The sequence below is a fragment of the Tumebacillus sp. BK434 genome, from assembly GCF_004340785.1.
Taxonomy (GTDB): Bacteria; Bacillota; Bacilli; order Tumebacillales; family Tumebacillaceae; genus Tumebacillus_A.
In genome coordinates this window covers 515457-541843 of sequence record NZ_SLXS01000003.1, presented here as the reverse complement: position 1 = coordinate 541843, position 26387 = coordinate 515457, and the positions used below count along the sequence as shown (strand labels likewise).

General features: G+C 58.2%; 27 protein-coding genes. 13 read left to right on the top strand and 14 right to left on the bottom strand.

Translation table 11 applies throughout. From position 1 onward, the window contains the following. Positions 1 to 194: 194 nt before the first annotated feature. The 3 genes from EV586_RS10850 to EV586_RS10840 are packed head-to-tail and all read right to left on the bottom strand — an operon-like array spanning position 195 to position 4014. Complete coding sequence (locus EV586_RS10850; protein ID WP_132945109.1) at positions 195 to 1472, bottom strand: MFS transporter; 1278 nt, start codon at positions 1470 to 1472, stop codon at positions 195 to 197. Beyond that, a complete protein-coding gene (locus tag EV586_RS10845) occupies positions 1469 to 2863 on the bottom strand; it encodes an ATP-grasp domain-containing protein (RefSeq protein WP_132945108.1) in 1395 nt (464 codons plus the stop codon). The genes EV586_RS10850 and EV586_RS10845 overlap by 4 nt, the downstream gene beginning before the upstream one ends. Before the next feature lie 2 nt (positions 2864 to 2865). Next, positions 2866 to 4014: a KamA family radical SAM protein gene (locus EV586_RS10840; RefSeq protein WP_132945107.1), complete on the bottom strand. Its 1149-nt coding sequence runs from the start codon at positions 4012 to 4014 to the stop codon at positions 2866 to 2868. A gap of 148 nt (positions 4015 to 4162) precedes the next feature. Between EV586_RS10840 and EV586_RS21105 the strand changes: the two genes are divergently transcribed. The 10 genes from EV586_RS21105 to EV586_RS10795 all read left to right on the top strand — a co-directional run bounded on the left by EV586_RS21105 (position 4163) and on the right by EV586_RS10795 (position 11961). Further along, positions 4163 to 4309 (top strand): hypothetical protein, encoded by a 147-nt coding sequence (locus tag EV586_RS21105; RefSeq protein WP_165898528.1) that lies wholly within the window; start codon positions 4163 to 4165, stop codon positions 4307 to 4309. An 80-nt stretch (positions 4310 to 4389) separates the two neighbouring features. Beyond that, positions 4390 to 5631, top strand: a complete 1242-nt coding sequence (hisZ, locus tag EV586_RS10835; RefSeq protein ID WP_165898527.1) for an ATP phosphoribosyltransferase regulatory subunit — start codon at positions 4390 to 4392, stop codon at positions 5629 to 5631. A 29-nt stretch (positions 5632 to 5660) separates the two neighbouring features. Further along, positions 5661 to 6305 carry an ATP phosphoribosyltransferase gene (hisG, locus tag EV586_RS10830; protein WP_132945105.1) on the top strand — a complete coding sequence of 215 codons (645 nt, stop codon included), beginning with the start codon at positions 5661 to 5663 and terminating at the stop codon, positions 6303 to 6305. Beyond that, positions 6305 to 7585: a histidinol dehydrogenase gene (hisD, locus tag EV586_RS10825; protein ID WP_132945295.1), complete on the top strand. Its 1281-nt coding sequence runs from the start codon at positions 6305 to 6307 to the stop codon at positions 7583 to 7585. Before hisG ends, hisD begins: the two co-directional genes overlap by 1 nt. A gap of 1 nt (position 7586) precedes the next feature. After that, entirely contained in the window at positions 7587 to 8177 is a 591-nt protein-coding gene (hisB, locus tag EV586_RS10820; protein WP_132945104.1) for an imidazoleglycerol-phosphate dehydratase HisB, read from the top strand. Continuing rightward, complete coding sequence (hisH, locus tag EV586_RS10815; RefSeq protein WP_132945103.1) at positions 8178 to 8798, top strand: imidazole glycerol phosphate synthase subunit HisH; 621 nt, start codon at positions 8178 to 8180, stop codon at positions 8796 to 8798. Beyond that, positions 8795 to 9535, top strand: coding sequence for a 1-(5-phosphoribosyl)-5-[(5-phosphoribosylamino)methylideneamino]imidazole-4-carboxamide isomerase (gene hisA / locus EV586_RS10810; protein ID WP_132945102.1), 741 nt, complete (start codon positions 8795 to 8797; stop codon positions 9533 to 9535). The genes hisH and hisA overlap by 4 nt, the downstream gene beginning before the upstream one ends. Further along, positions 9529 to 10290: an imidazole glycerol phosphate synthase subunit HisF gene (gene hisF, locus EV586_RS10805; RefSeq protein ID WP_132945101.1), complete on the top strand. Its 762-nt coding sequence runs from the start codon at positions 9529 to 9531 to the stop codon at positions 10288 to 10290. Before hisA ends, hisF begins: the two co-directional genes overlap by 7 nt. Then, positions 10287 to 10949, top strand: a complete 663-nt coding sequence (gene hisIE, locus EV586_RS10800) for a bifunctional phosphoribosyl-AMP cyclohydrolase/phosphoribosyl-ATP diphosphatase HisIE (protein ID WP_132945100.1) — start codon at positions 10287 to 10289, stop codon at positions 10947 to 10949. Before hisF ends, hisIE begins: the two co-directional genes overlap by 4 nt. 145 nt (positions 10950 to 11094) lie before the next feature. Beyond that, positions 11095 to 11961 (top strand): STAS domain-containing protein, encoded by an 867-nt coding sequence (locus tag EV586_RS10795; protein WP_132945099.1) that lies wholly within the window; start codon positions 11095 to 11097, stop codon positions 11959 to 11961. 68 nt (positions 11962 to 12029) lie between these two features. Here the strand turns inward: EV586_RS10795 and EV586_RS10790 are convergent, their stop codons facing one another. Then, positions 12030 to 12314 carry an SAV0927 family protein gene (locus EV586_RS10790; RefSeq protein WP_243653021.1) on the bottom strand — a complete coding sequence of 95 codons (285 nt, stop codon included), beginning with the start codon at positions 12312 to 12314 and terminating at the stop codon, positions 12030 to 12032. A gap of 179 nt (positions 12315 to 12493) precedes the next feature. Between EV586_RS10790 and EV586_RS10785 the strand changes: the two genes are divergently transcribed. Then, on the top strand, positions 12494 to 13303 hold the full coding sequence (locus EV586_RS10785) for a histidinol-phosphatase HisJ family protein (protein ID WP_132945097.1): 810 nt from the start codon (positions 12494 to 12496) through the stop codon (positions 13301 to 13303). Between the two features lie 61 nt (positions 13304 to 13364). Here EV586_RS10785 and EV586_RS10780 read toward each other — a convergent pair whose 3' ends face one another. Then, positions 13365 to 14618, bottom strand: coding sequence for an MFS transporter (locus EV586_RS10780; RefSeq protein ID WP_132945096.1), 1254 nt, complete (start codon positions 14616 to 14618; stop codon positions 13365 to 13367). Between the two features lie 53 nt (positions 14619 to 14671). Next, complete coding sequence (locus EV586_RS10775; protein WP_132945095.1) at positions 14672 to 15265, bottom strand: winged helix-turn-helix domain-containing protein; 594 nt, start codon at positions 15263 to 15265, stop codon at positions 14672 to 14674. 162 nt (positions 15266 to 15427) lie between these two features. Between EV586_RS10775 and EV586_RS10770 the strand changes: the two genes are divergently transcribed. Further along, entirely contained in the window at positions 15428 to 16288 is an 861-nt protein-coding gene (locus tag EV586_RS10770; RefSeq protein ID WP_132945094.1) for a GNAT family N-acetyltransferase, read from the top strand. Between the two features lie 62 nt (positions 16289 to 16350). On the opposite strand, the gene EV586_RS10765 is transcribed toward EV586_RS10770, so the two are convergent. The 6 genes from EV586_RS10765 to EV586_RS10740 all read right to left on the bottom strand — a co-directional run bounded on the left by EV586_RS10765 (position 16351) and on the right by EV586_RS10740 (position 22987). Next, positions 16351 to 17418, bottom strand: a complete 1068-nt coding sequence (locus EV586_RS10765) for a Ger(x)C family spore germination protein (protein ID WP_132945093.1) — start codon at positions 17416 to 17418, stop codon at positions 16351 to 16353. Beyond that, complete coding sequence (locus EV586_RS10760; RefSeq protein WP_132945092.1) at positions 17415 to 18494, bottom strand: GerAB/ArcD/ProY family transporter; 1080 nt, start codon at positions 18492 to 18494, stop codon at positions 17415 to 17417. Before EV586_RS10760 ends, EV586_RS10765 begins: the two co-directional genes overlap by 4 nt. Next, positions 18487 to 19815: a spore germination protein gene (locus tag EV586_RS10755; protein ID WP_165898525.1), complete on the bottom strand. Its 1329-nt coding sequence runs from the start codon at positions 19813 to 19815 to the stop codon at positions 18487 to 18489. Before EV586_RS10755 ends, EV586_RS10760 begins: the two co-directional genes overlap by 8 nt. A 129-nt stretch (positions 19816 to 19944) precedes the next feature. Further along, positions 19945 to 20430 (bottom strand): glutathione peroxidase, encoded by a 486-nt coding sequence (locus EV586_RS10750; protein ID WP_132945090.1) that lies wholly within the window; start codon positions 20428 to 20430, stop codon positions 19945 to 19947. 58 nt (positions 20431 to 20488) lie between these two features. After that, the gene (locus EV586_RS10745; RefSeq protein WP_132945089.1) at positions 20489 to 21958 is read right to left on the bottom strand and encodes an ABC transporter permease; all 1470 of its coding nucleotides are present in this window, start codon (positions 21956 to 21958) and stop codon (positions 20489 to 20491) included. Then, positions 21959 to 22987: an ABC transporter permease subunit gene (locus EV586_RS10740; protein ID WP_132945088.1), complete on the bottom strand. Its 1029-nt coding sequence runs from the start codon at positions 22985 to 22987 to the stop codon at positions 21959 to 21961. A gap of 188 nt (positions 22988 to 23175) precedes the next feature. Between EV586_RS10740 and EV586_RS10735 the strand changes: the two genes are divergently transcribed. Further along, positions 23176 to 25134 (top strand): ABC transporter substrate-binding protein, encoded by a 1959-nt coding sequence (locus tag EV586_RS10735; protein WP_132945087.1) that lies wholly within the window; start codon positions 23176 to 23178, stop codon positions 25132 to 25134. A 55-nt stretch (positions 25135 to 25189) separates the two neighbouring features. On the opposite strand, the gene EV586_RS10730 is transcribed toward EV586_RS10735, so the two are convergent. Both EV586_RS10730 and EV586_RS10725 read right to left on the bottom strand, forming a co-directional pair. Further along, positions 25190 to 25639, bottom strand: coding sequence for a hypothetical protein (locus EV586_RS10730; RefSeq protein WP_132945086.1), 450 nt, complete (start codon positions 25637 to 25639; stop codon positions 25190 to 25192). 122 nt (positions 25640 to 25761) lie between these two features. Continuing rightward, the gene (locus EV586_RS10725; protein WP_132945085.1) at positions 25762 to 26352 is read right to left on the bottom strand and encodes a DUF3501 family protein; all 591 of its coding nucleotides are present in this window, start codon (positions 26350 to 26352) and stop codon (positions 25762 to 25764) included. Positions 26353 to 26387: the final 35 nt, after the last annotated feature.

The window sequence follows — 26387 nt, the reverse complement described above, 5'->3', positions numbered from 1 at the left end:
TATCAAATCACCAGTGCAAACCTGCCTGGTAGGACAATTTTACCAAGTCGATGGCAGGAATAAAGTAGCAGGTGTAGAAAATTACGGGCAGGAGACGCCCGCTGTTCGGCCGGGGGGCCTGCTTCGCAGAATCGACAGAAGAGGAAACAGCAGAGCGGCGTCTTCGTGTTCCTAACGAGAAACAGCCACGATGTCTAAGCGACATCGTGGCTGTTTTCTGTCTTGACCGTGCGGTTTAGCTTCCACTTCCCGAAATAATACAAGGTGAACAGCAGCGCCATGATCATCGGCAGTCCGTGCAGCATGCCGACGACCGCTACGGGTTTGAAAATTTCAAACAGCGGCGAGCAGATGACCATCCCGACGGCGAAACCGACCGTCTGCAGCGTCGTGGAAACACCGAACATGCGGCCGCGCTTCTCATCCGGCGTCTGCTGCAGGCGGGTGGCGTACACGATCGCCGACACGCCGTCTGCAATCCCGGCCAGCGCTGCGAAGAGCAAGATGATGTAGATCGGGCTCTCGAAGAACAGCAGGATGAAGAACAGCGACATGAAGAACGTCGCGATCCCGAAGGCCCGCTCGTTGATCGAAGTGTCATTGCCGGTGAACTTCTTGGCCATGATCCGCGAGCCGATCAGGTTGCCGATGCCCCAGACGCCCCAGATGATCCCCATGTAGAACGAGGGCTGGTCCGGCCTGAGCTGCGACGAGAAGATCGGCATGCCGACGTTGTGCGCCGCCGAGCCGAACGTGTCGATCAGGCGGATCGCCATCAAGGACAAGAGGATCGGAACGGTGCGCAGGTAGACATAGATCAGCTTGAACTCGGCGAAGAACGACATGTTCTTCTCCTTCGTCGCGCCCACTGCGCGCTCTTCATTCGTGCGCAGCGGGATCGACAGCAAGTTCAGCGCCGACAGGACGTACGTGCAGGCGTCGATCAGAAACACCGTCTCATACGACACCTTGCCGAGCAGCATCCCGGCGCCGAACAGACCGATCACCATCGCCACCGAACCCCAGGCGGTCAACACTGCGTTGGCCTTGACGATGTTCTCTTTGCCGACGATGGCAGGGATGCTGGACTGCAGACACACGCCAAACAGCGTGGAGAGGCAGCCCATGATAAACGTGAGCGGGATGAGCACGTAGAACTGATAATCGGTCGGCGTCAGGACGATCGCCAGCAAGGCGGCCGACCGTCCGAAGTCGGAGAGGATCATCAGGTGTTTGCGATTCATTCGGTCGGCGAGAATGCCGGCGTAAAAACCGGCGACAAACGCGCCGGCCAGGCGCACCGCCATAAACAAGCCCATGTAGACGGCGCTGTCTGTCAGCAGGTAGACGAACATGTTGAGCGCAACCATGTCAAAGTTGTTGCCAATGTCGGAAATCGTCTTGCCTGCTGTCAGCTGGTACAGATGCCGGAAGACTTTTTTGTGATCCGGCGTTTGGACGGCTGTCGTCATACGTTCGCCGCTTCCTCCTTGGAGGTGATGTTCGGGTTGACGGTGAACTTCACGATCTCCAAGGCCTGGTCATAGATTTCATAGACCTTCTCGTACGATTCTGCTTTGAGGAAGCACATGACGGCGAAGCACTCTTCGTCTTCGGCGTGGATGACCACGCCGTTTGGCATCGTCTGCTTGCTCATGAGCATCCCCGGCAGCTTCTCCAGCTCTTCCAAGCCGTCAACTTGCTCCAGCAGACCGGAGTGCGGCGGATAGATCGTGAACATCGCGTGGATCTCTTCGCTCGACTTGTACTCCGCTTCCGCTTGGAACGTGCCTTCGCCAAGTTCGACACAGGTGGACATCGAGTCGATTCCGACCATCGCTTTGATGCTGTCCTGCACGTACATGCCGCCGATGCGCGGGTTGATCTCCAGCAGCTGCGGCCCCATGCCGTTCTCGCCGTAGCGGAGTTCGACGTGGGAGAAGGTGTTTTTCAAGCCGACCGCTTTGGCGACGGCGACGGCGTAGTCTTTCATCTCTTGCACTTCTTCGTCGGTGAAGCGCTGCGGCGGCACGACGAGCAGATGCTCGTAGAAGCAGCGTTCCTTTTCGGACATCGTCACTTTGTCGTGCACGAGCAGCGGGAAGATCTGATCCTCGGTGATCAGCAGTTCCACGCTCGCTTCGCGGCCCGGGATGTACTGCTCGATCAGCATCGAGCGCAGCGGGTCGAAGTCGATCACGACGCCGTCGCGCGTCGGGTAGCTGTGCGCCGACTTGTACGCTTGAAGGTTGGTCGAGTTCGGCAGGCGCACCATCGCGTCGCGGAACTTGTTCACCAGATCTTCGTCACTCGTGCATTTGACGATCATGTGCGAAGCGGCGCCGTTGAGCGGCTTCAAAATGACCGGGTAGCCGATGCGGTTGGCGTGTTCCACCGCCGTCACTTCATCGGTCGCCAAACCGAAGTCGACAGTCGGCACGCCTTGATCGCGGAGCGCGTCGCGCATCAGGAATTTGTTGTTGCAGCGGAACACCGCATCCGAATTTGGAGACGGCAGGCCGCGCTCTTCGCAGAGGAGCGCCACGTTCGAGCCGACCAGCTCGCCTCTGTGGAACATGCCGATCGATGTCATGAAGGCGGCGGCCGGCGTTTCTTCTTCGAACTGGGCCAGGAAGCCGCGCAGCGTGTCGAGGTCGAAATCGTCGGTGGTGAAATACTGGTCCCAGATGGCAACGTTGTTGTTCTTCTGCGTTTCAAAATCATGGATGGCCTTTTTCTCCTGCTCGGAAAGAGCAGGAGAGATCAGCACGGTGTGGTACCCTTTCTCTTTCGCCATGACGGCACGGCGAGCCAGAACGAGCGGGTACATGTTTTCGATAAAAACGTAAGCTTTCTGCGTCATGCTTACAGAACCTCCAGTTCGTTGTCATCTCCATCCAAATAGTAGGAGACGACATAGCCTTCTTCGTTGATCTCATGCAGCGGCGGCAGGTTCTCGTTGTCGGAGAACTCGAGGAAGTCGGTCGCTTTGTACGGCGTGGTCGCCTTGATGTAGGTCAGGCCGTCAATTTCCACGTACTCGAGCTGGTGGCCCGGGCCGACGCGGTGTTTGCCGATCGGGGTGACGTAGACGTAGTGCGGCGCGGTCGAGCCGGAGAAGCGGGAGATCGCGTTGAGGATGTCGATCCCTTTTTGCACCGAGGTGCGGAAGTGCTTCGCGCCGACGACCGGCATGCAGTGGAACAGGTAGTACGGCACGATGCCGACGGCGAGGAACATCGAGATCAGCTCGAGGATCGTCTCCGGATTGTCGTTGATGCCTTTCATCAGCACGGTCTGGCCGCGGATGATGATCCCGCGGGAGATGAAGCGTTGCGCCGCGCGGATGACGTCCGGCGTCAGTTCGTCCGGATGGTTGATCGACAGGCCGACCGAGATGTTGCGCGAGTTTTTCGGATTCTCATAATCGATGTGGTTGAAGCGGGCGATCATTTCGGCCAGCTCGTCGGTGATCGCTTCCGGCTGGAACAGGATGTTGCGGGTGCCGACGCGGATGTTGCGCACGTGCGGGATCTCCGCCACTTTCACCAGCACCTGCTCGAGCAGTTCCGCGTCGATGAACGGGTCGCCGCCGGTGATCAGAACTGTTTTGATGCGGGCGTCAGAGCCGATGTAGGCGATCGCCGCATCGATGTTTTCGTCGGTCATGCGCTTCGCTTCGCCACCCAGGGTGCGGGTCTTTTTGAAGCAATAGCGGCAATATGCAGAACATTCAAAATACGGAGTGAGCACGGCGCGGTCTTCGTAGATGCGCTCCAGACCGTAGATGCCATGGTTGTTTTTGCCTTCTTCGAACGGCTTTTCCGTTCCGAATTCAAGCGCTTCATAAGGGCTCGGGATGAACTGTTTAGCTACAGCGTCAGATTCTTTAACCAACTTGCCCAAGGACGGGCTGACTTTGGAGCGAAAGCGTTTCAGTACTTCCTGCTGCATCTGGCGTTCACGTTCGGATAACTTCTTTTTGCTGTTCGTTTCATTCGAAATCGTGGACATTGCTTGATGCGCCTCCCTTTTGTTTTTACGAATACAACTATATTAACTGATTGTAAGCCCAATTGCCACTGTTATTTTGTTAATTTGTAACTCTTTAAATTTCCATCGGGTTTTGGGGGATGATAAGCTGCAGGGAGGTGTTGGAAGCATGATCAAGCCATTTTACATCTTTACGGCGCTCGTCGTGCTGTGGGATGTGAAGATGTGGAACACGCTGCCGCTGTGGATTCATCTGTTGGTCGCGGCGAACGTGATGCTGGCCGGCGTTTTGACGACTTGGCGCGTCCTGCGTTGACACCTGTACGCGGTCATGTTAGGATAGCCATAGCAATTCTTTAGTACATTAGCAGACTAAAGCATCGAGGTGTGGAAAACGTGGAGAAACCGATTCTGTTCGAGAAGCCGCGCGGGGTGCGCGATGTCTTGCCGCCGCTGGCTGCTCGGAAGCGCGAGATTGAGAAAAAGATAGCGACCGTATTTCGCAATTGGGGTTATGAAGAGATCGTCACACCGACGTTCGAATATGCAGATACGTTTTTAAACGGCGCATTCCGTGATGATGAGGACAACCTGTTCAAATTCATCGAAAGCTCGGGGCGCACCGTCGTGCTGCGCCCGGACATGACGGCGCCGATCGCCCGGGTGGTCTCTTCCTTAATGAAAGAGCGCCCGCTGCCGATCCGCCTGTCCTACAACGCGAGCATTTTCCGCCAGCAGGGCCCTGTCGCCGGGCGCGACGCGGAGTTTACGCAAGCGGGCGTGGAGCTGATGGGCGATCCGTCGCCCGATGCGGACGCCGGCGTGATCGCGCTGGCGGCGACGGCGCTGGAAGCGGCCGGGGTGCGCGGGTTTCGGATCGCCGTCGGCCAGGTGCAGTTTTTGCAAGCGCTGTTTGCGGAGCATGTCGCAGAGGCGAGCGTGCGGGAACGGCTGTCGGCGGCGCTGGCCGACAAGGATTTCGTCAGTTATGAGCGCTTGCTGCAACAGGAAGTCGCAGCGGAAGCGTCGCGCGACGTGCTGCTGCGCGTGCCTCGTCTGCGCGGCGGGATCGACGTGCTGGAAGAAGCGGCGCAGCTCAGCTCCTCGGCGCAGGCGCAGGAAGCGCTGGAGAACCTGCGCACGATCTGGCAGATCCTCGTCCTGTACAACGTGGAGGAGTACGCGCAGCTCGATCTCGGGCTGCTGTTGTCCCGGCATTACTACACAGGCGCGATCTTCGAAGGGTATGCGCCGAACGTCGGCTTCCCGGTCTGCTCGGGCGGGCGCTATGACGACCTGCTCGGCAAGTTCGGGCGGCCGATGCCGGCGACCGGCTTTATGATCGGGATCGAGCGCGTGCTCGAAGTGCTGGAGAAGACGTTCCCGAAAGATCCGAAAGAGCGCTTTTTGATCCTCTATGAGGAGGCGGACCGCTATCCGGTGATCGGGTTTGCGACGTTTTTGCGCTCGAAGCGGTTCATCATCACCGCCCAGCGCGTACACGATGTGGAGGAAGCGATGCGGACGGTCACGCCCGAACATGTCACGCTGATTCCCTTTAAAGGCGGCAGACTGCTGGAGTCGAACAAGCTGCTGCAGGCGATGTATACCGATTTTTGCCACATGTTTTCGCAATAAGTGTTTCTGGATAGAGGAGCGGAGTGGAGATGACGATTCAAGGGTTGACGGTGGCTCTGTCCAAAGGGCGGATCATGGACGAAACGCTGAAGCTGATGGCGGCTGCGGGGATGCCGCTGCCGGAGGAGCTTCATTCGCGCAAGCTGATCCTGCGCAGTCCAGGCGGGGAGGTCGATTTTATTCTGGCCAAGCCGGTCGATGTACCGACCTATGTCGAGTACGGGGCGGCCGATGTCGGCATCGCCGGGAAAGACGTGCTGACCGAGGCGGGACGCGATCTGTATGAGCTGCTCGACCTCGGCATCGGACGCTGCAAAATGTCGGTCGCCGGACTCCCCGAGCAACAGCCGCATCAGGCGATGCCGCGCGTGGCGTCCAAATATCCGCGCATCGCGGCCGATTACTTCCGCAGTCGCGGGCAGCAGGTGGAAGTGATCTTCCTGAACGGTTCGGTGGAGCTGGCGCCGCTGATCGGCCTGGCGGAGCGCATCGTCGACGTGGTGGAGACGGGGCGGACGCTTCGTGAAAACGGGCTGGTCGTGCAGGAGGACATCATGGACATCTCGACGCGCGTCGTGGCGAACCGGATGAGTTTCCGGCTGAAAAGCGCCGCGATCGACGAATTTGTGCGCCGCCTGCGCGCGGTGGTGGAGAAAGGGGGAGTGTTGCGATGATCAAAGTGGTGCCGGCTGCCGACTATGTGCTGCAGCGCGAGGCGGAAGATGTGTATGCCGAGCAGCGGGACGCGGTGCTTGCGATCCTGGCCGACGTCAAAGCGCGCGGCGACGAAGCGGTCAAAGCGTACACGGCAACGTTTGACGGGGCTGTGCTCGACGACCTGCGCATTCCGCCCGGCGCGTACGATGCGGCGTACGGGCAGGTCGCGCCGGAGTTCCTCACCGCACTGCGGGCGGCGATCGTCAACATCCGCCGCTACCATGAAGCGCAGAAGCGCACCTCGCTGCTCTTGCCCGACGCGGACGGCAGCCTGCTCGGGCAGATCATCCGCCCCTTGCGGCGGGTCGGCGTCTATGTGCCGGGCGGGCGCGCCGCCTATCCGTCGTCGGTGCTGATGAACGTGATTCCGGCGCAAGTCGCGGGCGTCTCGGAGATCGTGCTGGTCACACCGCCCGCTGCGGACGGGCAGATCGACCCGAACGTGCTGGTGACGATCCGCGAGCTCGGCATCACCGAAGCGTACCGCATCGGCGGCGCGCAGGCGGTCGGGGCGCTGGCGTACGGCACGGAGACGATCCGCCCGGTCGACAAGATCACCGGGCCTGGCAATATCTACGTCGCCTTGGCCAAGCAGGCGGTATTTGGCCAGGTGGCGATCGACATGATCGCCGGGCCGTCGGAAGTGCTGGTCATCGCCGACGACAGCGCCGACCCGGACTACGTGGCGGCCGACATGCTGTCCCAGGCGGAGCACGATCCGCTGGCGGCGGCGATCTGCGTCACGCCGAGCGCCGGGCTGGCTGCGCGGGTGGCCCAGGCGCTCGTCGAGCAGCTGGAGCGGTTGCCGCGCCGCGAGATCGCCGAAGCGTCGATCCGGGGGTACGGCGCGATCGTCATCACCGAGACGCTCGATGAGGCGCTCGAACTGTCCAACCGCATCGCGCCGGAGCACTTAGAGCTGCTGACAGAAGATCCGCTGCGTCTGGTCGGGCGGATCGAAAACGCCGGAGCGATCTTTGTCGGGCCCTACTCGCCGGAGCCGGTCGGCGACTATTTTGCCGGGCCCAACCACACCTTGCCGACGAGCGGGACGGCCCGCTTTTCCTCGCCGCTCAGCGTCGATGATTTTATCAAAAAATCATCCCTGATCTGCTACGGCAAGGACGCGCTGCTGAAAAACGGGCACCACGTGATCGCGCTCGCCGAAGCGGAAGGCTTGACGGCGCACGCCAATGCGATTCGGGTGCGCTTGGAGAAAGAACGGGAGGAACGCTAAGATGGCAGAACGTGTTGCAACGATCAAACGAGACACGACCGAAACGCAGATTCAACTCTCGCTGCACCTCGACGGGGCGGGCGACCGCGAGCTGGAGATCCCGGTGCCGTTTCTGCGGCATATGCTCGACCTGTTCGCGAAGCATGGCGGCTTTGACCTGAACGTCGCCGCCCGCGGCGACACCGACATCGACGACCACCACACCGTCGAGGACATCGGGATCGCGCTGGGACTGGCGTTTCGCGAGGCGATCGGCGACAAACAGGGCATTCGCCGCTACGGCAACCGCTTCGCGCCGATGGATGAAGCGTTGGCGCAAGTGACGCTCGACATCTCCGGCCGCTCCTTCCTCGTCTTTCACGCCGCATTCCCGAAAGAGTATGTCGGCACGTTCAACACCGAGCTGGTCGAAGAGTTCTTCCGCGCCTTTGCGGGCAATGCGGGCGTGACCTTGCACATCAACGTGCCCTACGGTACGAACACGCATCACATGATCGAAGCGATCTTCAAAGCGTTTGGCGGCGCGCTGGCGGAAGCGGTGTCGCTCGACCCGAAGCTGAAGGGGATTCCTTCGACCAAGGGGGTGCTGTAGATGATCGCGGTGATCGACTACGGGATGGGCAACTTGCGCTCGGTGGAAAAAGCATTGGCAACGCTTGGCGCGGAGGTTGTCGTCAGCGGAGACCCGGAGCTGGTCAAACGGGCGGCCGGCGTCGTGCTGCCGGGCGTGGGGGCGTTCGGCGACGCGATGGACCATCTGCAACAACTGGGTCTGGACGCGGCGATTCGGGATGTGGCGGCGGCCGGAACGCCGCTGTTGGGCATCTGTCTCGGCATGCAGCTGCTGTTTTCGAGCAGCGAGGAACACGGGCTGCACCAGGGGCTGAATCTGATCCCCGGGCAGGTGAAGCAGTTTCAAGGCGATTTCAAGATTCCGCACATCGGGTGGAATGATCTGACCTTGCACAGGGAAAGTCTGCTGCTCCAAGGGGTGGAGAACGGCGACTACGTGTATTGGGTGCACTCGCTGTTCGTGGAGCCTGCCGACCGCAGCGTCGTGCTGGCCACGACCGGCTACTACGGAGAAGTGCCCGGCATCGTCGGCCGGGGCAACGTCTGGGGCATCCAGTTCCACCCGGAAAAATCGAGCCGGGTCGGGCTGCAGCTCTTGAGCAATTTTGTCAAACTGGTGCGTGAAGGAGCAACAGCATGAGCGAATTTATGTTATACCCGGCGATCGACCTGCGCGGCGGCCAGGCGGTGCGCCTCTACAAAGGGGATTATGAGCAGATGACCGTCTATGATGACGATCCGGCGGCGGTGGCCGGCCGTTTCCGTGCGGCGGGCGCGCAGTTCCTGCACGTCGTCGATCTGGACGGGGCCAAGGAAGGGTCACCCAAGAACCACCCGGTGATTGCGGAGATCGTCAGCGCATTTGGCCGGCCGGTGCAGGTCGGCGGCGGCATCCGCACGGGCGAGACGCTGGAAGCTCTGTTTTCGCTCGGCGTGGTGCGGGCGATCCTCGGCACGGCGGCGGTGAACCAGCCCGATTTTGTCCGGGCGGCGCTGCAGGAGTACGGGGAGCGGATCATGATCGGCATCGACGCGAAGGACGGGCGGGTCGCCGTGAACGGCTGGCTGGAGACGTCCGATGTGACGGCGGTGGAGCTCGGGCGCGAGCTGAAGGCAGCGGGAGCCTCGCGCGTGATCTTCACCGACATCGCCCGCGACGGCACGCTGACCGGACCGAACCTCCCGGCGATCGTCGAGATGGCGGAACAGACCGGTCTTGGCGTGATCGCATCGGGCGGGATCAAAGAGACGAACGACCTGCTGGAGCTGGCGAAATACCGGGGTCGCGGCGTGATCGGCTCGATCATCGGCAAAGCGCTCTACAACGGCAACATTGAGCTGACCGAAGCGATTCGCGAGGTGGACGCCTCATGCTGACCAAACGCATCATCCCTTGTTTTGACATCAAAAACGGGCGGGTCGTGAAAAACGTCTCCTTCCTGACCAACGAGCGCGACGCCGGCGACCCGGTGGAGCTGGCCAAGATCTATGAGGAGCAGGGCGCCGATGAGCTGGTGCTGCTCGACATCACGGCGACGAACGAAGGCCGCGCCACGATGCTCGACATCGTGCGCCGCACCGCCGATGGGGTGTTCATCCCGTTCACCGTCGGCGGCGGGGTCTCGACTGTGGAGGACATTCGCGAACTGCTCAAGGCAGGCGCGGACAAAGTCGGCATCAACACCGCCGCCGTGAAGAATCCGCAATTCGTGACCGAAGCGGCGAAAAGGTTTGGCGCGCAGTGCATCGTCGTCTCCATCGACGGCAGATGGGACCCGGACAAGCAGGACTGGGAAGTGATGATCCACGCCGGGAAAAAGGCGACCGGGCTGTCGGCGATCCTTTGGGCGAAAGAGATGGAACGGCGCGGGGCGGGGGAGATCCTGCTGACCTCGTTCGATCAGGACGGGCAGAAAAGCGGCTTTGACCTCGAATTCACCCGCCGCGTGTCGGAAGCGGTGCGCATCCCGGTGATCGCCTCGGGCGGGGCGGGCGAACTGGCCCACTTTTATGAAGTGTTCACCGACGGCAAAGCGGATGCGGCGCTGGCCGCGTCAATTTTCCACTTCCAGGAGCTGACGGTGGAAGATGTGAAGGACTATCTGAAAGAGCGGGAGGTAAGCGTGAGATGAGTGCGGCGTGGATCGACGATTTGAAATATGACGAAGCGACCGGGCTGATCCCCTGCATCGTGCAGGACGTGCAGAGCCGGGAAGTGCTGATGCTCGCCTACATGAACCGCGAGTCGATCGCAAAGACGGTCGCGACGGGGCAGACCTGGTTCTGGTCGCGCTCGCGGCAGGAGCTGTGGCACAAAGGGGCGACGTCCGGACATGTGCAGCAGGTCGTGCGCTTGTGCTATGACTGCGACCGCGACACGCTGCTCTGTGAAGTGCAGCAGCACGGTCCGGCCTGCCACACCGGCTCCTACAGCTGCTTCTTCGCAACCGCGCTGGGCGTTGCTGCCGCCGAACGCAGTGCAGGACACCGCTATGCGATCCTCGACGAACTGCTCGCCACCATCGCCGACCGCGAGGCCGAGCGCCCAGAGGGAGCGTACACCACCTACCTGTTCGAAAAAGGGCGAGAGAAGATCTTGAAAAAAATCGGCGAAGAGTCCGCCGAAGTGGTCATCGCCGCCATGAAAGGCGACCGCACCGAGCTGACCGCCGAAGCGGGCGACCTGATCTACCACCTGTTCGTGCTGTTGCAGGAACAAAAGCTGTCTTTCGATGACGTGCTGAAACTGCTGGAAGCAAGGCATGCGCAACAGGACATCCAGAACAAATGAGGGAGGCCCGCGACGGGGCCTCCCTTTTTCAAGCTGATGAAAGCGATAGGAAAATCACGGCAGGATCGAGAAGTATTCCTCTGCATGAAGAACGGCAGTCTTTCATATAGATGATGATAATTTGGCAGAGAGGGGACGATCCTTGATGGCATGGCGACGGAAATTTATCGAGTATTTGACACAGCAGACGGATCGGATCGCGGAAGAGTTTTTGTCCAATCTGAACAAGCGGGCGGGGTATACACATCCGGTGGCAGATCTGGTGGAGCGGGCCGCAACGCTGGAGCGCTGCACGTTATTGGTGAGAATGCTGATTCGCGGCATGACGGAAGACGTGAGCTCTGAGATCGAAAACTGGGCGCAGACGAACGGAACGCAGCGCGCCAAGGCGAACATGTCGATCGACGCGTTTTTGGAGAGCTTTACCATCTTCCGCAAAACGGCGCGGCGCTATTTTACGGCCTATTTCAAAACGCACGTTGCCACGCTCGACTACGAAGAATTTGACAGCATGGAAGAGCGCTTTTTCGACCTGCTCGATCAGTTTCAAGAGCGGTTTTCCTATCACTACATCTCGTATAAAGACGTCGTGATCCAGTCCCAGCAGCATCTGATCGGCGAACTGGCCGTGCCGGTGATCCCGGTCACCGACGACACCTGCATCCTGCCGCTGATCGGCGCGATCGACACGCACCGCGCCAAGCAGATCATGGAAGGCGCCTTGGCGCGCATCACCGAGCTGCGCGCCAAGTACATGGTGCTCGACGTCTCCGGCGTGATGGTGATCGACACGATGGTGGCGCATCACCTGTTCGACATCGTCAAAGCGTTGCGCCTGATGGGAACGAATTCGATCATCACCGGCATCCAGCCGGAAGTGGCGCAGACGATCGTCCAGCTCGGTGTGTCGATGATCGGCAAGGTGGAGACGATGGCCAGCCTTCGTCAAGCCCTGCGCCGGATAGAAGAGCACAGAAGACAGGAAGAAGCGGCCGGCCGGACGGCTTGGTAACTGCATCCCAACGAGAAAAAGAAGAGGAGAGGCTCTCCTCTTCTTGTGCGTTTGGCAGGGTATCGTGCTCAGTATTGAGTGGGGGTATAGATCATCGGCATCACATCTTCGAGGTAGTCACTCACATGCTCCGCGTCTTCGAGATGCAAGATGCCAAGCTTGGCAGCGAATGTTGCGCAGTCGCGAATGTCATGAATGTCAAAAATGCCGAACAGATTGGTCTGAATATGCAAAATGAGCGCTTTGCCAAGAAAATGCGACGAGTAGTTGATCACCAGATCATATTGTGAGTTCTCGGTGACCAAGGTAACAAATCGGGATCTGGATTCTTCGTAACTTTCATGGCTGATCATACGCGGCACGAGCATCCACCTCTTTTCCAAAATTGAAATGTCGATGTCACGAAAGAGTTTACGGAATTGCGCGTCATTTTATGTCCGTCCTCGCAAATTTTTAGGGGCGAGTCCCGTGAAATCATTTGAGCCTATGATATACTCTTTATTATGGTAACGTATGAAAGGGGGCTCGGCCGATGCTGGTCGATTATCATACCCATCACGTCCGCTGCGGGCATGCGGTGGGCGAGCTGAAAGACTATGTGCAGGCGGCGATCGCGAAGGGTGTCAAGGAGCTGGGGCTGAGCGATCACCAGCCGATTCTGCACCTGCCGCCGGAGAAGATCGTTCCGGGCTCGGCGATGCCAGTAGCGGAACTGCCGCACTATGTACAAGAAGCGTTGGCGCTGCAGGCCCAATACGCCGGGCAGATCGACGTCAAAGTCGGACTGGAAGCCGACTGGATCGAAGGATACGAGGAGCGGGTGCGAGCGCTTCTCGCCGCCTACCCGTTCGACTATGTGATCGGCTCGGTGCATTTCCTCGGCGATTGGGACATCACGAACAGCGCCGAACTGGCCGGCTGGGACACGCGTGATGCCGGAGCAGTCTGCACCGAATACTTCCGGCAGGTGCGGCTGGCTGCACAGAGCGGGCTGTTCGACACGCTGGGGCATCTCGATGTGATCAAGCGCTTCGGCCACGTCCCGGTCGCACTGTATGAGCATTTATTAGAAGAGACCGTCCTGCTCGTGCGCGATGCGGGCGTCTGCGTGGAAGTCAACGCGTCCGGCTTGCGCTACCCTTGTGCGGAGCAGTTTCCGAGCCGCCGTCTGCTGGAGATGATGAAAAGCCACGACATCCCGCTCACCGTCGGCTCCGATGCGCACCAGCCGAACTATGTCGCAGCAGGGCTTGGCACCGTGTACGACCTGCTGCGCGAAGTCGGCTACACGCACATCCACGGGTTCACCGCCCGTACGCGGTATGAGATCGCGATCGAGTAAACACAACAGCAGAAGACCCCGGCGGCAACGAACCGCCCGGGGTCTTCTGTTTGTTGAACGTCTAGGCCTGTGCGTGCTGTGAGGGAGGCGGCACCGGCTGCATCCCCGCTTTGTGCGCGACGCGGTACATGTAGTAGCAGACCGCTCCGCCGATCACCACGATAATGCCGGATGCCAGCACCACCGGCACGATCGAGAAGAGCGCTTGCAGCGGACCTGCCGTCAGCATCGCGATCACCATGAAGCCGTTGAACAACGTCATCACCGTCGTCCCGGTGCGGCCCTGGTACTCGAACGCCACATAGGTCTGCAAGGTCGTCCCGAGGCCGATCGTCAGCATCGAGTTGCCGAGTGAGAAGACGAGAATTGCCGCCATCGTCACCCAGAGCGCCGGATACGCGACCATCCCGGCCAGCCCGACGCCCATCAGGAGCAGGCCGTAGACGAGCAGCCGCTCCGGCGCCGATTTCATCCGCTGCACGAGCAGCGCCCCGACCAGCATGGAGCCGCCTTGCACGGTGACGAGCAAGGAGAGCATTTCTTTGGGCAGCCCGAGGAACTCGGTGATGATAAAGATCTCCACCACGTTGATCAGGCCGGAGCCGAGGCCGATGAAGATCTGCGTGAACAAGAGCGGGCGCACGGCGAGATTTTTCCATGAATAGACGAATCCGTCGCGCATTTCGCGCATCACGCCGCGCAGCTTGCCTTTTTTCGAATCCTCGGTCGCCGGAGTGGCGCTCGGCGGAACTTTCACCACGTAGATCAAGAGGAGCGAGCCGAGCATCAACAGTGCGGTCATGACCAGCGCCCAGGCGCCGCCCCACGTCATGTACACGACCGTCCCGGTGGCCGGGCCGATCAGCATCATCGTCGAGTTGGTGATCTGGCGCAGACTCATCGCCGTCTTCAGGTCTTCGCGGGGCACGAACTGCATGACGAATGCGGGCGCCGGACTTTTGTAGAACAAGCTGCCGACGGTGGAAAGAAACGCGCCGATGTAGATCATCCACAGCGACTCGCTCAAGATCGCGACCACGAACAGCAGCATGATCAGCACGCGAAAGCCGATCGCACCGAGCATCGTCCGCTTGCGGTCCCACCGGTCGGCGAACACGCCGACGAAGAAGCCGATCAGGAAAATCGGCGCGAACTCCGCAAACAGAATCGCCGACACGGAAAACGGCGAATTGCCCGACAGATCCATCACGATGTAGAGCAGGGCCATGTTGCGCATCCAATCGCCAAATTCGGACAGCCACGTCGCCATCCAGTAGCAAAAATATCTCGGGTTGCCTTTCAGAAATGCCAGCATGCAACTCTCTCCTTTAGAGTCAGGGTACGTGCTTGGTGTTGCCGAGCAAGTGCTTACAACAATTCGGGAAACAGCGAAAGGAAGGCCCGCCAGGCGCGGGTCTGGTCTGTCTTCTCCTGCTGGCTGTAGCGCTGTTCCCAGGTGTGCAACAGGTCTTTGAGCTCTTGCCGGACTTCCTGCTGTTGCTCGTCGGTCAGGTAGAGCAAGCCCATCGAGGTCACCGGCCCGATCCCTTCGGTCGGCTTGCCTGCTTCGCGGAGCTGCTCGACCAGTTGGATCGACCGCTGATAGGCGGTCAGATACTCGTCGACAAACGCGCGGCCCATCTCGTAGCGGATCGTGCGCTCCTCGTTGTCGAACGCGTCCGACTCCTGCAGGGCGACGCGGATCTGCTTGGCCACGGGCAGATAATATTTTTCGATGACGCCGCCCTTTTCCCGCGTCTCGACGAGCACGAGCAGGCCGGTACGATGCAGCTCCCGCACGTGGTAGTGCACTTTCGAGGCGGGCAGTCCGAGCAGATCGGCCAGCTGCTTCGAGGTGCGAGGCTCCTCGTCAAACTGATTGAGGATCTGCACGCGCAGTTTGTTCGACAGTGCCTTCATCTGTTCCAATGAGGTCACTTCGTAGACGGAGTCGTGGTTCATCTTTCACCTCAGTCAATGATCAGCTAAAACTGCTTGATCCATTTTTTCCGCTCGATCAAATTTTCCTGATCGGCTATCTTCAGTATATGCTTCTTTGCAAAAGAATGTCAATCTTCTGTATACTGGAGCTAACTCTGGGAAAAAGGGGAAATTACAACCAACATGACCATCGAAACACGCACACAGATGACCACAGCAGATATCGAAGCGCTCACCGCCCTCGCCGCGCTCGTCAAAGCGCAGGACGGCCTGGCGCTGAAACTGAACATGGATATGCTGAAAAACCGCAGCGGTGAGGTGACGAACGACTTCTTGTACTATCAGGACGGGAAGCTGATCGGATTCCTCGGCATGTACGGCTTCAACACGCGGGAGATCGAGATCAATGGCATGGTGCATCCCGATTACAGACGCCAAGGCGTTTTCACCAAGCTCTATGCAGCGGCAAAAAGCGAATGCACAGCGCGGGGGATCGCCTCGATGCTGTTCATCGTCGAAGAGGAGGCGGCGGCCGGGCTGGCGTTTGCCAAGCAGATCGGAGCAGCGTATGAGTTCACCGAATACGGGATGGACCTGAAGGACGAAGGCAAAGCTCCGACGGGCGGCGAAGTGGAGCTCGTCCGCGCGTCGACAGCAGCGGATGCTGCCTTCATCGGGCAACTGATGGCGACCGGCTTCGGGCTCCCGGCGGAAGACATGAAGCAAAACATCGCCCGCGATTTTAACAACCCGAACAAGCAAGTCTACATCGGTCGCATCGACGGCCAGCCGATCGCCGCCATCTCGGTCGGAGTCGGCGAAAGGGACACCGCGTTTTTCTACGGCTTCGTCGTCGAGCCGGAATTCCGGGGCAAAGGCTACGGCCGCTACATCCTCTGGACGCTGGTCAAGCAGATGCAAGCGGAAGGCCGTACCCGTCTCGCGCTGGAAGTGGCGACGGAGAACAAAAGCGCGCTCGGCCTGTACCAGTCGGTCGGCTTCAAGCTGATGACAGCGTTTGGGTATTACCGGTTGGGATTGTAGGCCGGGTGCGGGAGGCGAGAAAACGCATGAAAAACGGACGTCTGTATCGTAGACGTCCGTTTTTAATTCCGCAACAGGCCACGGTTGCGAATGGTCACCTCGACGTCGATGTGCGTTTCCATTTGGCTAAACAGTTCGTCCTTCCATGTATTCAGTTCCTCATTTGAGTAATGGTGGCGAAAGTGCTGACCGATGCCTAAAACGTCAGCATGAGCTTGTTGCGAGATTTCGATCAGCTTCGCGAACCGTTTCTTAAAAATCATTTTGAGGTCGCGAATCAACATGGCGTCGGTGACGCCCGCTTTGGATTCCAAGGTGGTCACCTTCACCTTGAATTTGACATGCAGCACCGGCTGCTTCCCTTTTCGGGAGGTATCATTTTCTACGTCTGCAGACAGTAGTCGTACGGCTCCGTGGTCGAGTGTCTGGACGATACCGTTGCGAAACTCGCCTTTATACACGTTGTAGATCAGCGACTCCTGCGGGGTATATTCGGCCACGAGCTTTTCGTTTTTCATGAGACAGGAACCGACGAGAAAGAGCATTGTGGATTCGCCACGCTTGACAATTGGCAACAGGCTGTCTTCCGTATCCGAACGGCTTCCGCGGTACACTTGCCACAGTGCGCTACGCACGACGTCCGGCGTCCAGCCTGACGTTTTGCTAAAGAAATTATCATAGGATGTGGAAGTGCTTCCGGCTACGCTTTTATGCGACGATTCAAAAAAAGTGCTCATATCGCCGCGCACGACTGCGATTTTGGTTTTATTCCCAATTTCACGAGTTCGCAATGCATAATCGATCACTTCTTTTGTATTATTCTTCGCCAATCTTTCGGAGAGAAAGATTAGTTTTACGTGCAGCAGGTCGACAGTCCGGTCCAGATTGCTGGAAATCAAGTCGATCGCTTTCGAAATCGACGCATGATGACCTCGCGCAATGATGTATGAGTTTCTGCTGCCGCCAATTTTGGGTATTTTTAACCAAACGATATAATCTCCCGTGTCCGCACGATCGATCGCCATGGCGGCAGGCAAAGCCCGATGGTTGATGTCCTTCACATCCCAGCAGCCCGACAGAAAGGGCAACAAGAGCAGCAGGGAAATCAAGTGAAGTCTGCGTTTTTTCATGCCGATCTCCCTTTCTTGAGCGACAGTAGTTTGAGCACGACGGGAAGAAACAACATGCAATAGAGGCGGAGCGGCGTATCGTAGACCAAGACCTTATACAGGTAGTCAATCGATGGGACGATCAGGGTCGCTGCAAAGAGGATTGCGCAGATGCCATATATGACCCAACGGCTTTTTACTTTCGGCAGGAAAAGCTCTGTCAGCAACTGCTGCGTGACCCAGATCAGCAGGGCGAGAAAAATCAGTGCAAAGCCGAGTACGGCGCAGAGATAAAAAACGGTGATCCGGTCAAAGGCAAACCACTCCAAATCGATGGCATCCATCGCAATCAACATGGAGAACTGCAACTGGTCGGCCATTTCCGCACCAAATGTCATAATGGGAATATAGACGGACAGCAGACTGAGTGCTGCAATTAATCCGAAGGCAACATAATAGAGTTTGATCGTGCTCTTGCCTTGCAGAACAGTAGGGTCCCGATTCACCATGCCCAAAAACAAGAACGGGCTAAACGCAAACATGTCGGTGTAGAAGTAAGCATTGCCTAAATAGCTGAAGGACAGGTCGCCGAGTGGAAATGCATAGCGGTAATCCATATTCTGAAACGCCTGAATCACCGTCGCGCCAAGCATCGGCAGGCAAAGCAGCGTTAGCAGGACTGTCGAGCGCAAGATCGTGGGAAGACCTTGCAGTGCCATGTACAGCGGAATGAAGATCATCAGCACGGTCAGCGCCCAGAGCGGGGTCTGCTTGAACATGGTGATCGTGAGCATTTCCGCATGCAGGCGAAGCAAGACGGCGCAGGCAATCATACAGTAAACAGCGTACGGAAACAGCAGAAGCCGGGCGAACCACTTGCCTTTTGCTTGGAAGATATCGATGAGGTTCTGACCGGGGAAGGCCCGAAGTCCGGACAGATACAGCCAAAACATCGGCAAGACGAAGAGAATCATGGTGACGACGGGCGCCCAAGGCGTCTTCCCGGTCATATAGATAAACTCCGGAAAGATGAGAAACGTCAGTGAAACATGACAAACAAAAAACAGCAGGTGATAGTGATTGGCTCGATTATTCATGCGAAATCTCAGGTTCCTTCCGTTTGCTGAGATAGGGAACGCCAAACGTGATCAAGTGGCTCAGGTAGACGATAAAACCAACAATTCCAATGAACATTCCTACGAAGCCGAAGACGCTGGTGATCACCAGCAGCAAGTATTTATAGATGCGAATGGCGATCGTACTTTGCACGCCGATGATCGATGAATTGGCGATCGAGAGCGCAGAGATGACGATGATCAGCAGGTTGCTGACCAATTGCGCCTGTACGACCGCTTGTCCCAGCACGATACCGCCGACCATGGTGACGGTGGGGCCGACGCTTCTGGGCAGGCGCACGCTCGCTTCACGAACAAGTTCCAGCACGAGCATCATTAATAGCACTTCAACCATCGCAGGATAAGGCACGCCTTCACGGCTTTGCGCAATCGAAAGTGCCAGTTCGATGCGCAACACTTCCGGATTGACGGCGATCAGCGCCACATAGAGCGCAGGTGCGGTTGATGAAACGATCAGTGCCAGGATGCGGAGAATACGCAGAAAATACGTGATGATCTGCGGATAATTGCGGTCTTCCGTCAAAAACACCGTGTCTTGAAACATCCCCGGAACCACCAGCGCCACCGGGTACTGGTCCAAAAACAGCAGCACACGCCCATCGTGGAGCATTTGGCTGGCTTCCATCGGCTGATCGGTGGAAAAAATGGTGGGAAACGGATTCCACCATTTTTGCTGCAGGGTTTTATACACAGTTTGTGTCGTGAGATGATCCACATGTTGTCGCTTCAGGATCGCGTCCCAGATCTCTTCCACCAGTCCCGAATGGGCACTTCCCTCCAGATAAAACAGGCTGGCCCTTCGTTTGATGTCAGTGCCGAACGTGATGTCGCGACAGACTAAGTTGGTGCTGACCAGCTGTTTGCGCAACAGTCCGATGTTGGTGTCGAGCTCTTCGGTAAAGGCGGTCTGCGGCCCGGCGACAACGCTTTGAATTTGTGATTTCTCAATCGAGCGCTCCAGGTTGACCGACAGCGGAGTGAACTGCACCGCCTGCAGGGAACTCGTATCGAACAGGATCGCCTGTCCTTGCAAAACGGGAATGGCGAAGTCTCCCTCTACCGGCTTCCCGCTGATGCTGTGCAGAAAGGATGGATCGGAAGGCAAGGGGGATGCAGCATGATGCAACAGCTCGCTCTGCCGCAAAAGATATTGTTTCGTCTTGATGGCATCCACGAGCGAATCTAGATAGAACAGCCAGACCTCTTGTCCACCGATCTGCAGCAGTTCCTTCTTGAAATCGGGCATGTCTTTCAATTGGTGGATTGGAGATGATCCTGTCATTCGATAACCCCTCCCTTTGCACATAGCATGCATCAGATTGGAAAAGGTATGCATCCCTGTTAGGTTTTGCAGACTCGATACAAACAAAAAAACCGTGTAGATCGTCTACACGGTTTTTGTTGCGGTTCGTTATTTCACCGCCAGCGCCTGCTCAATGGCGGTGGTCAGTTCGCCGTCCATCGGGGCGACACGGCTGCCGAAGCGGCCGATGATGCGGCCGTCGCGGGCGAGGAGGAACTTTTCGAAGTTCCATTGGACGTCGCCCGTCTCCGGGGCGTTTGCGGTGAGGAATTGGTAGACCGGGTGCTGGTCGGCGCCTTTGGCGTGGACTTTGTCGAACAGGTCGAAGGTCACGCCGTAGTTGACTTTGCAGAACTCCCGCACCTCTTCGATCGTGCCCGGCTCCTGGGCGCCGTAGTCGTTGGACGGGAAGGCCAGGATGCGCAAGCCTTGGTCTTTGTAGGACTGGTAGAGTTGCTCCAGCCCTTCGTATTGCGGGGTGAAGCCGCACTTGGAGGCGACGTTGACGATCAGCAGCACGTGGCCTTTGTAATCGGACAGGGAACGAGTCTCGCCTTGGGCGGTCGTTGCGGTCAGGTCGTGGAACACGGTCATCTGCATAAACTCCTCTCAGGAACATTTTTCTTGCCACATTATACCACATCTTGTCCCGTTACTGCTTCCCCGGCCCGCCTTTGATGCTGACGATGTAGTTCGGGATCTTCATCATCAGCGTCCACTCCTCTTCGCCGCCGTCGGCCCGCTTCATCTTTACCGGCACGGAGAATTCGCCGTTGCCGGCCGGAGCGACTTGGCCGATGTCGAGGAAGAAGTACTCTTTGCTGACCAGTGCGTCGAGCCAGGCTTGGTAAGCGGGCGGCGGTGTCGTGAACGCGTTTTCTTCGCCGGGCGCTTTGTAGATCAGCGTCTCGCTGGAATCCCAGCGGTTCTGGGTCAGGTTGGTCATGAACAGCGCGGCTGTATCTTTAAATTTCGGCGCGTAATAGTTGAGGTAGGACTCCTGCGCCTTCATCTCTTTGTACCGTTTGATGTCTTCCGCCGTGATGGTAGCGCCCGCCATCTGCGGCGGCTCGTACTCTTTCCAGATGATCAGGGACAGGCAGAGCAGGCAGGTCACGGCGATGGCGGCGAGCATGTTGTTGTTTTCGACCAACGGCTTGTACGTCTTCTTGTTCACATAGACGTACGGACGGGCCAGGCGCTTCTGCAACTGGTCGGAGAAGTTGGAGATGATCAGGATCGCCGCGCCCATGAACAGCGCCGCGCTGGAGAGAATCCACGGGTACTGGCGCATCATCTTCGACCCGTAGGCGATCAAGGCGCCCCATTCGCCGCTCGTCGTCAGCAGGTAGGAGAGCGGAGGGCGGGCATCCGGGTCGATCATGACCCGCTCGCCGCCGCCGAGGAACAGATTGACCACCGCCAACTGACCGATCAGGAACAAGACCTGCACAAAATCGGTCAAAAACGCAAACAAAATCTCCGGGCGCAGATGCGGCATCAGATGTTTGAACACCACCCGCGATGTGGACGCGCCCATCGTGCGCGCGGCGGAGATGTACAATTTGCCGCTGTAATGGTGCGAGCGCTCCGAAAACTGCCTCGCCAGCGGGAACACCCCGATCAGGATGATCATCAAAAAGAGGATCTGAACGGCGTCGTCTTTCTTCAGCACTTGATTCAAGCTGTACATCATCGGATAGATAAACAGGAGCGCGGGCACCGCCGTCGTCATCATCTGCAGTGAGTTGATCGCCGACATGCCCCGCCCGGTCGTCCCGGCGTACATGCCGAGCGGCAAGGCCAGGCAAAAGCGCAGGATCGTGATCAGCAAGGCAAATCCGATCGTGTATTTCGCCCCGTGCAGGAGCAGCGACAGCATGTCATAGCCGCGGTGGTCGGTGCCGAGCCAAAATTTCCCGGTCGGCGGGAACGGCGCGGAGACCATCTGGCGCTTGCCGTCGATGATCTGGTAGTCATAGGTCATCTTAAACTCGTGGGTGATCCCGTGCGGCGCGATCATCGAGCCGAAGACGGTGACGAAGATCAGGAGCAGCAGCAGCAGCCAGGCGATCTTGTATTGCAAACGGTCGCGGGCGGCCGCTTGTTGCAGGTTGACCATCTACGCCACCTCCTTGGTCTTGACCACGAGGAAGCGGCGCAGCACGGCGACCAGCACATGGGTCAAGAGGCCGAAGCAGGCGAGGATCGCACAGGTCGCCGGGAGCGACGTCACTTTGTGCAGGTCCGGGTTGATCGCATAGCCGCCCAGCCCAAACACGCCGCACATCACTTCCGCCACCACCAGCGACGTGATCGCCACCGACACGACGCGGGGCAGCACGGTCAGCAGGTCCTCGGTGACGTTACGCATGATGTGCCAGATGATCACGTGCGGGCGGCTCATCCCTTTGGCGTAGGCGGTCTTAATGTAGCCTTCCTCCCACTCGCGGGTGACGGCGATGCGAAACGCGCCGTACATCAGCGCCGTCGGCAGCAGCGTGATCGCCAAAAACGGGATCAAAAACGGCGTGTCGTCGGCGAACTGCATGATCGTCAGCACTTTTTTGCGCAGCGCCATCGCCAGCAGGATCGCGATCATCTGCATCAGCGCGACGACCAGGAAATCGGGCATCGCGAGCAGCAGGCGGTTGATCCGGTCGAGCACGCGACCCGCCCGCGGCAGCCAGATGGCGAGCAGCGCGAGCAGGAACCCGGCGACGATCGAAGTCAGCAGCGCCGGGATCAGATAGGAGAAGGAGCGCTCGACCATCTTTTTCAGCTGCGGATCGATCGGCAATTGCCGGTCCGGCCGGTTGCGGTAGGTGATCGTGCCGAACTCGCCTTCTGTGTAACCGACAATCTGGTCGCGGACTTCGACGACAAGATTTTTCACATCGATCTTCGGCGGGATCGGCATCGGCCCGATGCGGAGGATCTGCGGGTCTTTTTTCAAGATCCGCATGAATTCCTGCGTCTGTCCGTACGGGACTTCCACGAGGCCGGTCGCTCTGTTTAAGACAGCGGTATCTTCATATTGTTTCATGACGGTTTCCAGATCGCGATTCGGCTGCACGGTGACATAGATGCGTTCGGGAGCTTCTTTTACATAAATTTTGTCCAGATTCCCGAGCAGCAGAATGCCCAGCAAAATGGTGATTCCAATGATCAGACCTTTAAGAATACGAAGAATGGCAACCTACCCCCTTTCTTAATTAGTCTGAAAAATTACTAAAATGTTGCAAATTGATTGCAAAAGAGGGAAATGGGAAAAAGAGGGGAATCTTTCTTGTTGTAAGATAATGGATGTGAAGCGGAGAGAGAAAGGTCGGGGTTCGAATGAAGACGATGTATAGAAAATCGATGGTCACTTTGGCGGCCGTTACGATGCTGGCAACGGCCGGCAGCGGTGCTGCGCAGGCGGCAGGCGTTGGGGTGGCGTTGGACAACAAAGCGTTGAAGTTTCAGATGCAGCCTTATTTGCAGCAAGGTCAGACCATGGTGCAACTGCGCACCGTCGTCGAAGCGCTCGGCGGCAAGGTGACGTGGGAAGCGGAGAAACAGCAGGTGCGGGTGGAGCTCGGCGATGACACAGGATTCGTCCGCATCGGCGGCACGATGCTGGTCGTCAATGATCAGACCTTTACGCTCAGCGTGCCGGCAGAACTGCGCAACGGCGCGACGATGGTGCCGGTGCGTCTGCTGGAACGATTCGGCGTTGGCGTGAAGTGGAACGCCGCGCAGAACCGGGTCGAGCTCGCGTCCAACGGCCACAGCATGTCGCTCAGCCTGGCGCTGAACGGCGAGATCGAATCGATGGATCCGGCCAAGGCCACGACGCCAGACGCCTTTTCGCTGATCGCGCAGACCCAAGAAGGGCTGGTGCGCCTCGACAAGACCGGTCGTGTGGAGGCGGGCGTCGCCGATCAATGGCAGGTCTCACCCGACGGCAAGACCTATACGTTCCACCTGCGCCCAGCAGCGAAGTGGTCGAACGGATCGCAGGTGAAGGCAAAGGATTTTGAATATGCCTGGAAACGGGTGCTTGATCCGCATAACTCGGTACAGTGGGCATTCTTGATGATGGATCTCGAAGGGGCGCTCGACTTTAACTCCGGTAAGCAGACGGCCGACGCGGTGGGCGTGAAAGCGCTTGATGACCGCACGCTGCAAGTGAAGCTGCAGCATCCTGTGCCATATTTTCTGGAACAGGTGGCGCACCCGGTCTTCTACCCGGTGAACATGGCGTTTGTCGATCAGATCGGTGAACAGCACGGGCAAGACCCGGACAAGGTGCTGTCGAACGGGCCGTTCAAACTGACTGAGTGGGAGCATGAAGGCATGATGAAGCTTGTCAAAAACGAGCACTATTGGGATGCGCAAGCGGTGAAGCTGGACACGGTGCACTATACGATCGTGAACGATCTTGTCACGAGCACCAGCTTGTATCGGCAAGGCGTGATCGACCGCCTGCAGCTCAACGAACAGGAGTTCATCGATCTGAACAAAGGCACGCCGGAGTACAGCACGCTGGCGGAAGGGACGACACACTATCTGTCATTTAACACGATCAAAAACGGGCTGAACAACAAGCTGGTGCGCAAGGCGTTGACCTATGCGATCGAAACGTCTTCGATTGCCGGAATCCAAGGCGACAGCGCCCCGGCGACCGGCTTTGTGCCGACCGGCATCACCGATCACCTTGGCGGAGAGTTCCGGAAAAAGGGCGTTGATCAGATCGCGCAACAGGACAATGTCACGAAAGCAAAAGCGATCCTGGCGGAAGGCTTGAAACAGCTCGGACGGACCGAACTGCCGCCGATGACGTTGCTGGTCGATGATTCCATGCAGAAACGGAAGATCGCCGACCGGATCGCAGCAGACTGGAAGCAGAATCTCGGGGTGGAGATCAAAGTGGAGGCGGTGCCGTTTAAGATTCGCTTGCAGCGCACCCAGGAGGACAACTTTGACATCGCGCTGATGGCTTGGCAAGGCGATTACAATGATGCGGGCACGTTCCTCGACATGTGGGAAACGCACAATTATTTTAATGCGTCAAACTACAGCAATCCGGAATATGACGAATTGATCCAGCAGTCGGATCTGACGCCCGACATGGGCTACCGGACGAAACTGCTGAGTCAGGCGGAAACCTTGCTGCTGGATGACATGCCGGTCGTGCCGCTCTATTTCAACAACAAGTCCTATCTGACCAAGCCCTATGTAAAAGGGCTGGCGACGCATTCCTTCGGATTCCTGTACGATCTGAAACAGGTGTACGTGGAAGGGCGCAACTGATCGTTTCCCATCGAGAAAAACCCCTTCACCGGCTGACGGCGAAGGGGTTTTTCGGCTATCTGCTGTCGCGCTGGGACTGCATGCTGTTCTGCTGCTGCCGGAACTCCACCGTGTCGTCGACGACCGGCAACTGGTCGGGCAGCTGTTCGAACTTGGCGGACGGGAGTTCGGAGAACTCGGTGTCCATCCCGCTCAGGCGGGACTGCAGGTGCGGCGCCGGCAGCAGACGGTGCGGATCGGTGATCGGGCGCTGCTGCTGCTGTTTGCTTCCCGTCTCGTCTTCCTGCTGGCCGATCTCGCCAAACTCGGTCATCGCGAACCGGTTCGGATTGCCGGGCGACGAGGTCGGACGATAGCGGTCGGTGCCTTCCAAGTTGGCGAGCGTGTCGCCTCTGTCCGCCTTGGCTGCGTTGTATACGCCATTGCGGTGCACGTACCAATACCAGGCGTAAAAGGCTCCGAAAAGGACAAGGGAGATCAAAAGAAAGCTGGTAAACGTAAGCAAGCCTGACCACCTCCTGCTAGGTAGTGTGGACAGTCTGCCCGCATCCATGTGTAGCAAAAACGCCCACTGCCGAAGGAAGGCAGCGGGCGTGAGCAATAGTATTGCGCGCGACCCAATTCTTGTCAGGTCAGATCTTTCGCCAGCGACTCCAGCGTGTCGGCCGTAAGCGGGATCGTCACGTTCATGTGCGGGTGGTCGAGGACGATCTGCACGTCTTCGTGCTCATAGGAGCCGTTGGTGATGTAGGCGATCGCGGTGCCCGTCAGCGGGAACTTGAGGTAGTGCACCGAGGTGGTGAACTCGCGGTCGTCGTGCTCCTCTTCGAACACAGCTTGCATCTTTTCACCGTTCACGACCAGGAAGAGGTGATGTTCAATGCCCTTCAGCTTGGTCAAAAGCTCGGTCAGCGCCGCCTGCTCATCCGTTTCGATGAACAAGGTCGCCGACAGTTCGTTTTCGCCCGGCACCATCCCCGAGTAGATCTCGATGTACTCGTTGATCTCTTTCGGGTCGGTCAGATCCTCATTGTGCAAGAGCTCCTGGATTTGGAACATCACCGTGTTTTTGTTTTCGAACAAGAGCGAGATGTCGTTGTTGAAACGCACACGGCGGGCCTTCTTGTACTGGATCATCTTTTTGACATATTCGTCGCGGCCTTGACGGTACGTCGGGAGCGCCACGATGTCGCTTTTGCTAATCAATGCTGTTGTCATAAAAAATCCACCTCCGGTTCTCTGGTCATGATGAT

What these genes read in the sequence shown, in the direction of transcription:
- EV586_RS10775 (WP_132945095.1), bottom strand. Translation starts at nt 15,265, where the DNA reads ATGAACCACGACTCCGTCTACGAAGTGACCTCATTGGAACAGATGAAG.
- EV586_RS10845 (WP_132945108.1), bottom strand. Translation starts at nt 2,863, where the DNA reads ATGACGCAGAAAGCTTACGTTTTTATCGAAAACATGTACCCGCTCGTT.
- hisF (WP_132945101.1), top strand. Translation starts at nt 9,529, where the DNA reads ATGCTGACCAAACGCATCATCCCTTGTTTTGACATCAAAAACGGGCGG.
- hisH (WP_132945103.1), top strand. Translation starts at nt 8,178, where the DNA reads ATGATCGCGGTGATCGACTACGGGATGGGCAACTTGCGCTCGGTGGAA.
- EV586_RS10725 (WP_132945085.1), bottom strand. Translation starts at nt 26,352, where the DNA reads ATGACAACAGCATTGATTAGCAAAAGCGACATCGTGGCGCTCCCGACG.
- EV586_RS10780 (WP_132945096.1), bottom strand. Translation starts at nt 14,618, where the DNA reads ATGCTGGCATTTCTGAAAGGCAACCCGAGATATTTTTGCTACTGGATG.
- EV586_RS10750 (WP_132945090.1), bottom strand. Translation starts at nt 20,430, where the DNA reads ATGACCGTGTTCCACGACCTGACCGCAACGACCGCCCAAGGCGAGACT.
- hisIE (WP_132945100.1), top strand. Translation starts at nt 10,287, where the DNA reads ATGAGTGCGGCGTGGATCGACGATTTGAAATATGACGAAGCGACCGGG.
- hisA (WP_132945102.1), top strand. Translation starts at nt 8,795, where the DNA reads ATGAGCGAATTTATGTTATACCCGGCGATCGACCTGCGCGGCGGCCAG.
- EV586_RS10765 (WP_132945093.1), bottom strand. Translation starts at nt 17,418, where the DNA reads ATGAAAAAACGCAGACTTCACTTGATTTCCCTGCTGCTCTTGTTGCCC.
- EV586_RS10770 (WP_132945094.1), top strand. Translation starts at nt 15,428, where the DNA reads ATGACCATCGAAACACGCACACAGATGACCACAGCAGATATCGAAGCG.
- EV586_RS10795 (WP_132945099.1), top strand. Translation starts at nt 11,095, where the DNA reads ATGGCATGGCGACGGAAATTTATCGAGTATTTGACACAGCAGACGGAT.
- EV586_RS10790 (WP_243653021.1), bottom strand. Translation starts at nt 12,314, where the DNA reads ATGATCAGCCATGAAAGTTACGAAGAATCCAGATCCCGATTTGTTACC.
- EV586_RS10735 (WP_132945087.1), top strand. Translation starts at nt 23,176, where the DNA reads ATGAAGACGATGTATAGAAAATCGATGGTCACTTTGGCGGCCGTTACG.
- EV586_RS10850 (WP_132945109.1), bottom strand. Translation starts at nt 1,472, where the DNA reads ATGACGACAGCCGTCCAAACGCCGGATCACAAAAAAGTCTTCCGGCAT.
- hisG (WP_132945105.1), top strand. Translation starts at nt 5,661, where the DNA reads ATGACGATTCAAGGGTTGACGGTGGCTCTGTCCAAAGGGCGGATCATG.
- EV586_RS10785 (WP_132945097.1), top strand. Translation starts at nt 12,494, where the DNA reads ATGCTGGTCGATTATCATACCCATCACGTCCGCTGCGGGCATGCGGTG.
- EV586_RS10755 (WP_165898525.1), bottom strand. Translation starts at nt 19,815, where the DNA reads ATGACAGGATCATCTCCAATCCACCAATTGAAAGACATGCCCGATTTC.
- EV586_RS10840 (WP_132945107.1), bottom strand. Translation starts at nt 4,014, where the DNA reads ATGTCCACGATTTCGAATGAAACGAACAGCAAAAAGAAGTTATCCGAA.
- EV586_RS10745 (WP_132945089.1), bottom strand. Translation starts at nt 21,958, where the DNA reads ATGGTCAACCTGCAACAAGCGGCCGCCCGCGACCGTTTGCAATACAAG.
- EV586_RS10760 (WP_132945092.1), bottom strand. Translation starts at nt 18,494, where the DNA reads ATGAATAATCGAGCCAATCACTATCACCTGCTGTTTTTTGTTTGTCAT.
- hisB (WP_132945104.1), top strand. Translation starts at nt 7,587, where the DNA reads ATGGCAGAACGTGTTGCAACGATCAAACGAGACACGACCGAAACGCAG.
- EV586_RS21105 (WP_165898528.1), top strand. Translation starts at nt 4,163, where the DNA reads ATGATCAAGCCATTTTACATCTTTACGGCGCTCGTCGTGCTGTGGGAT.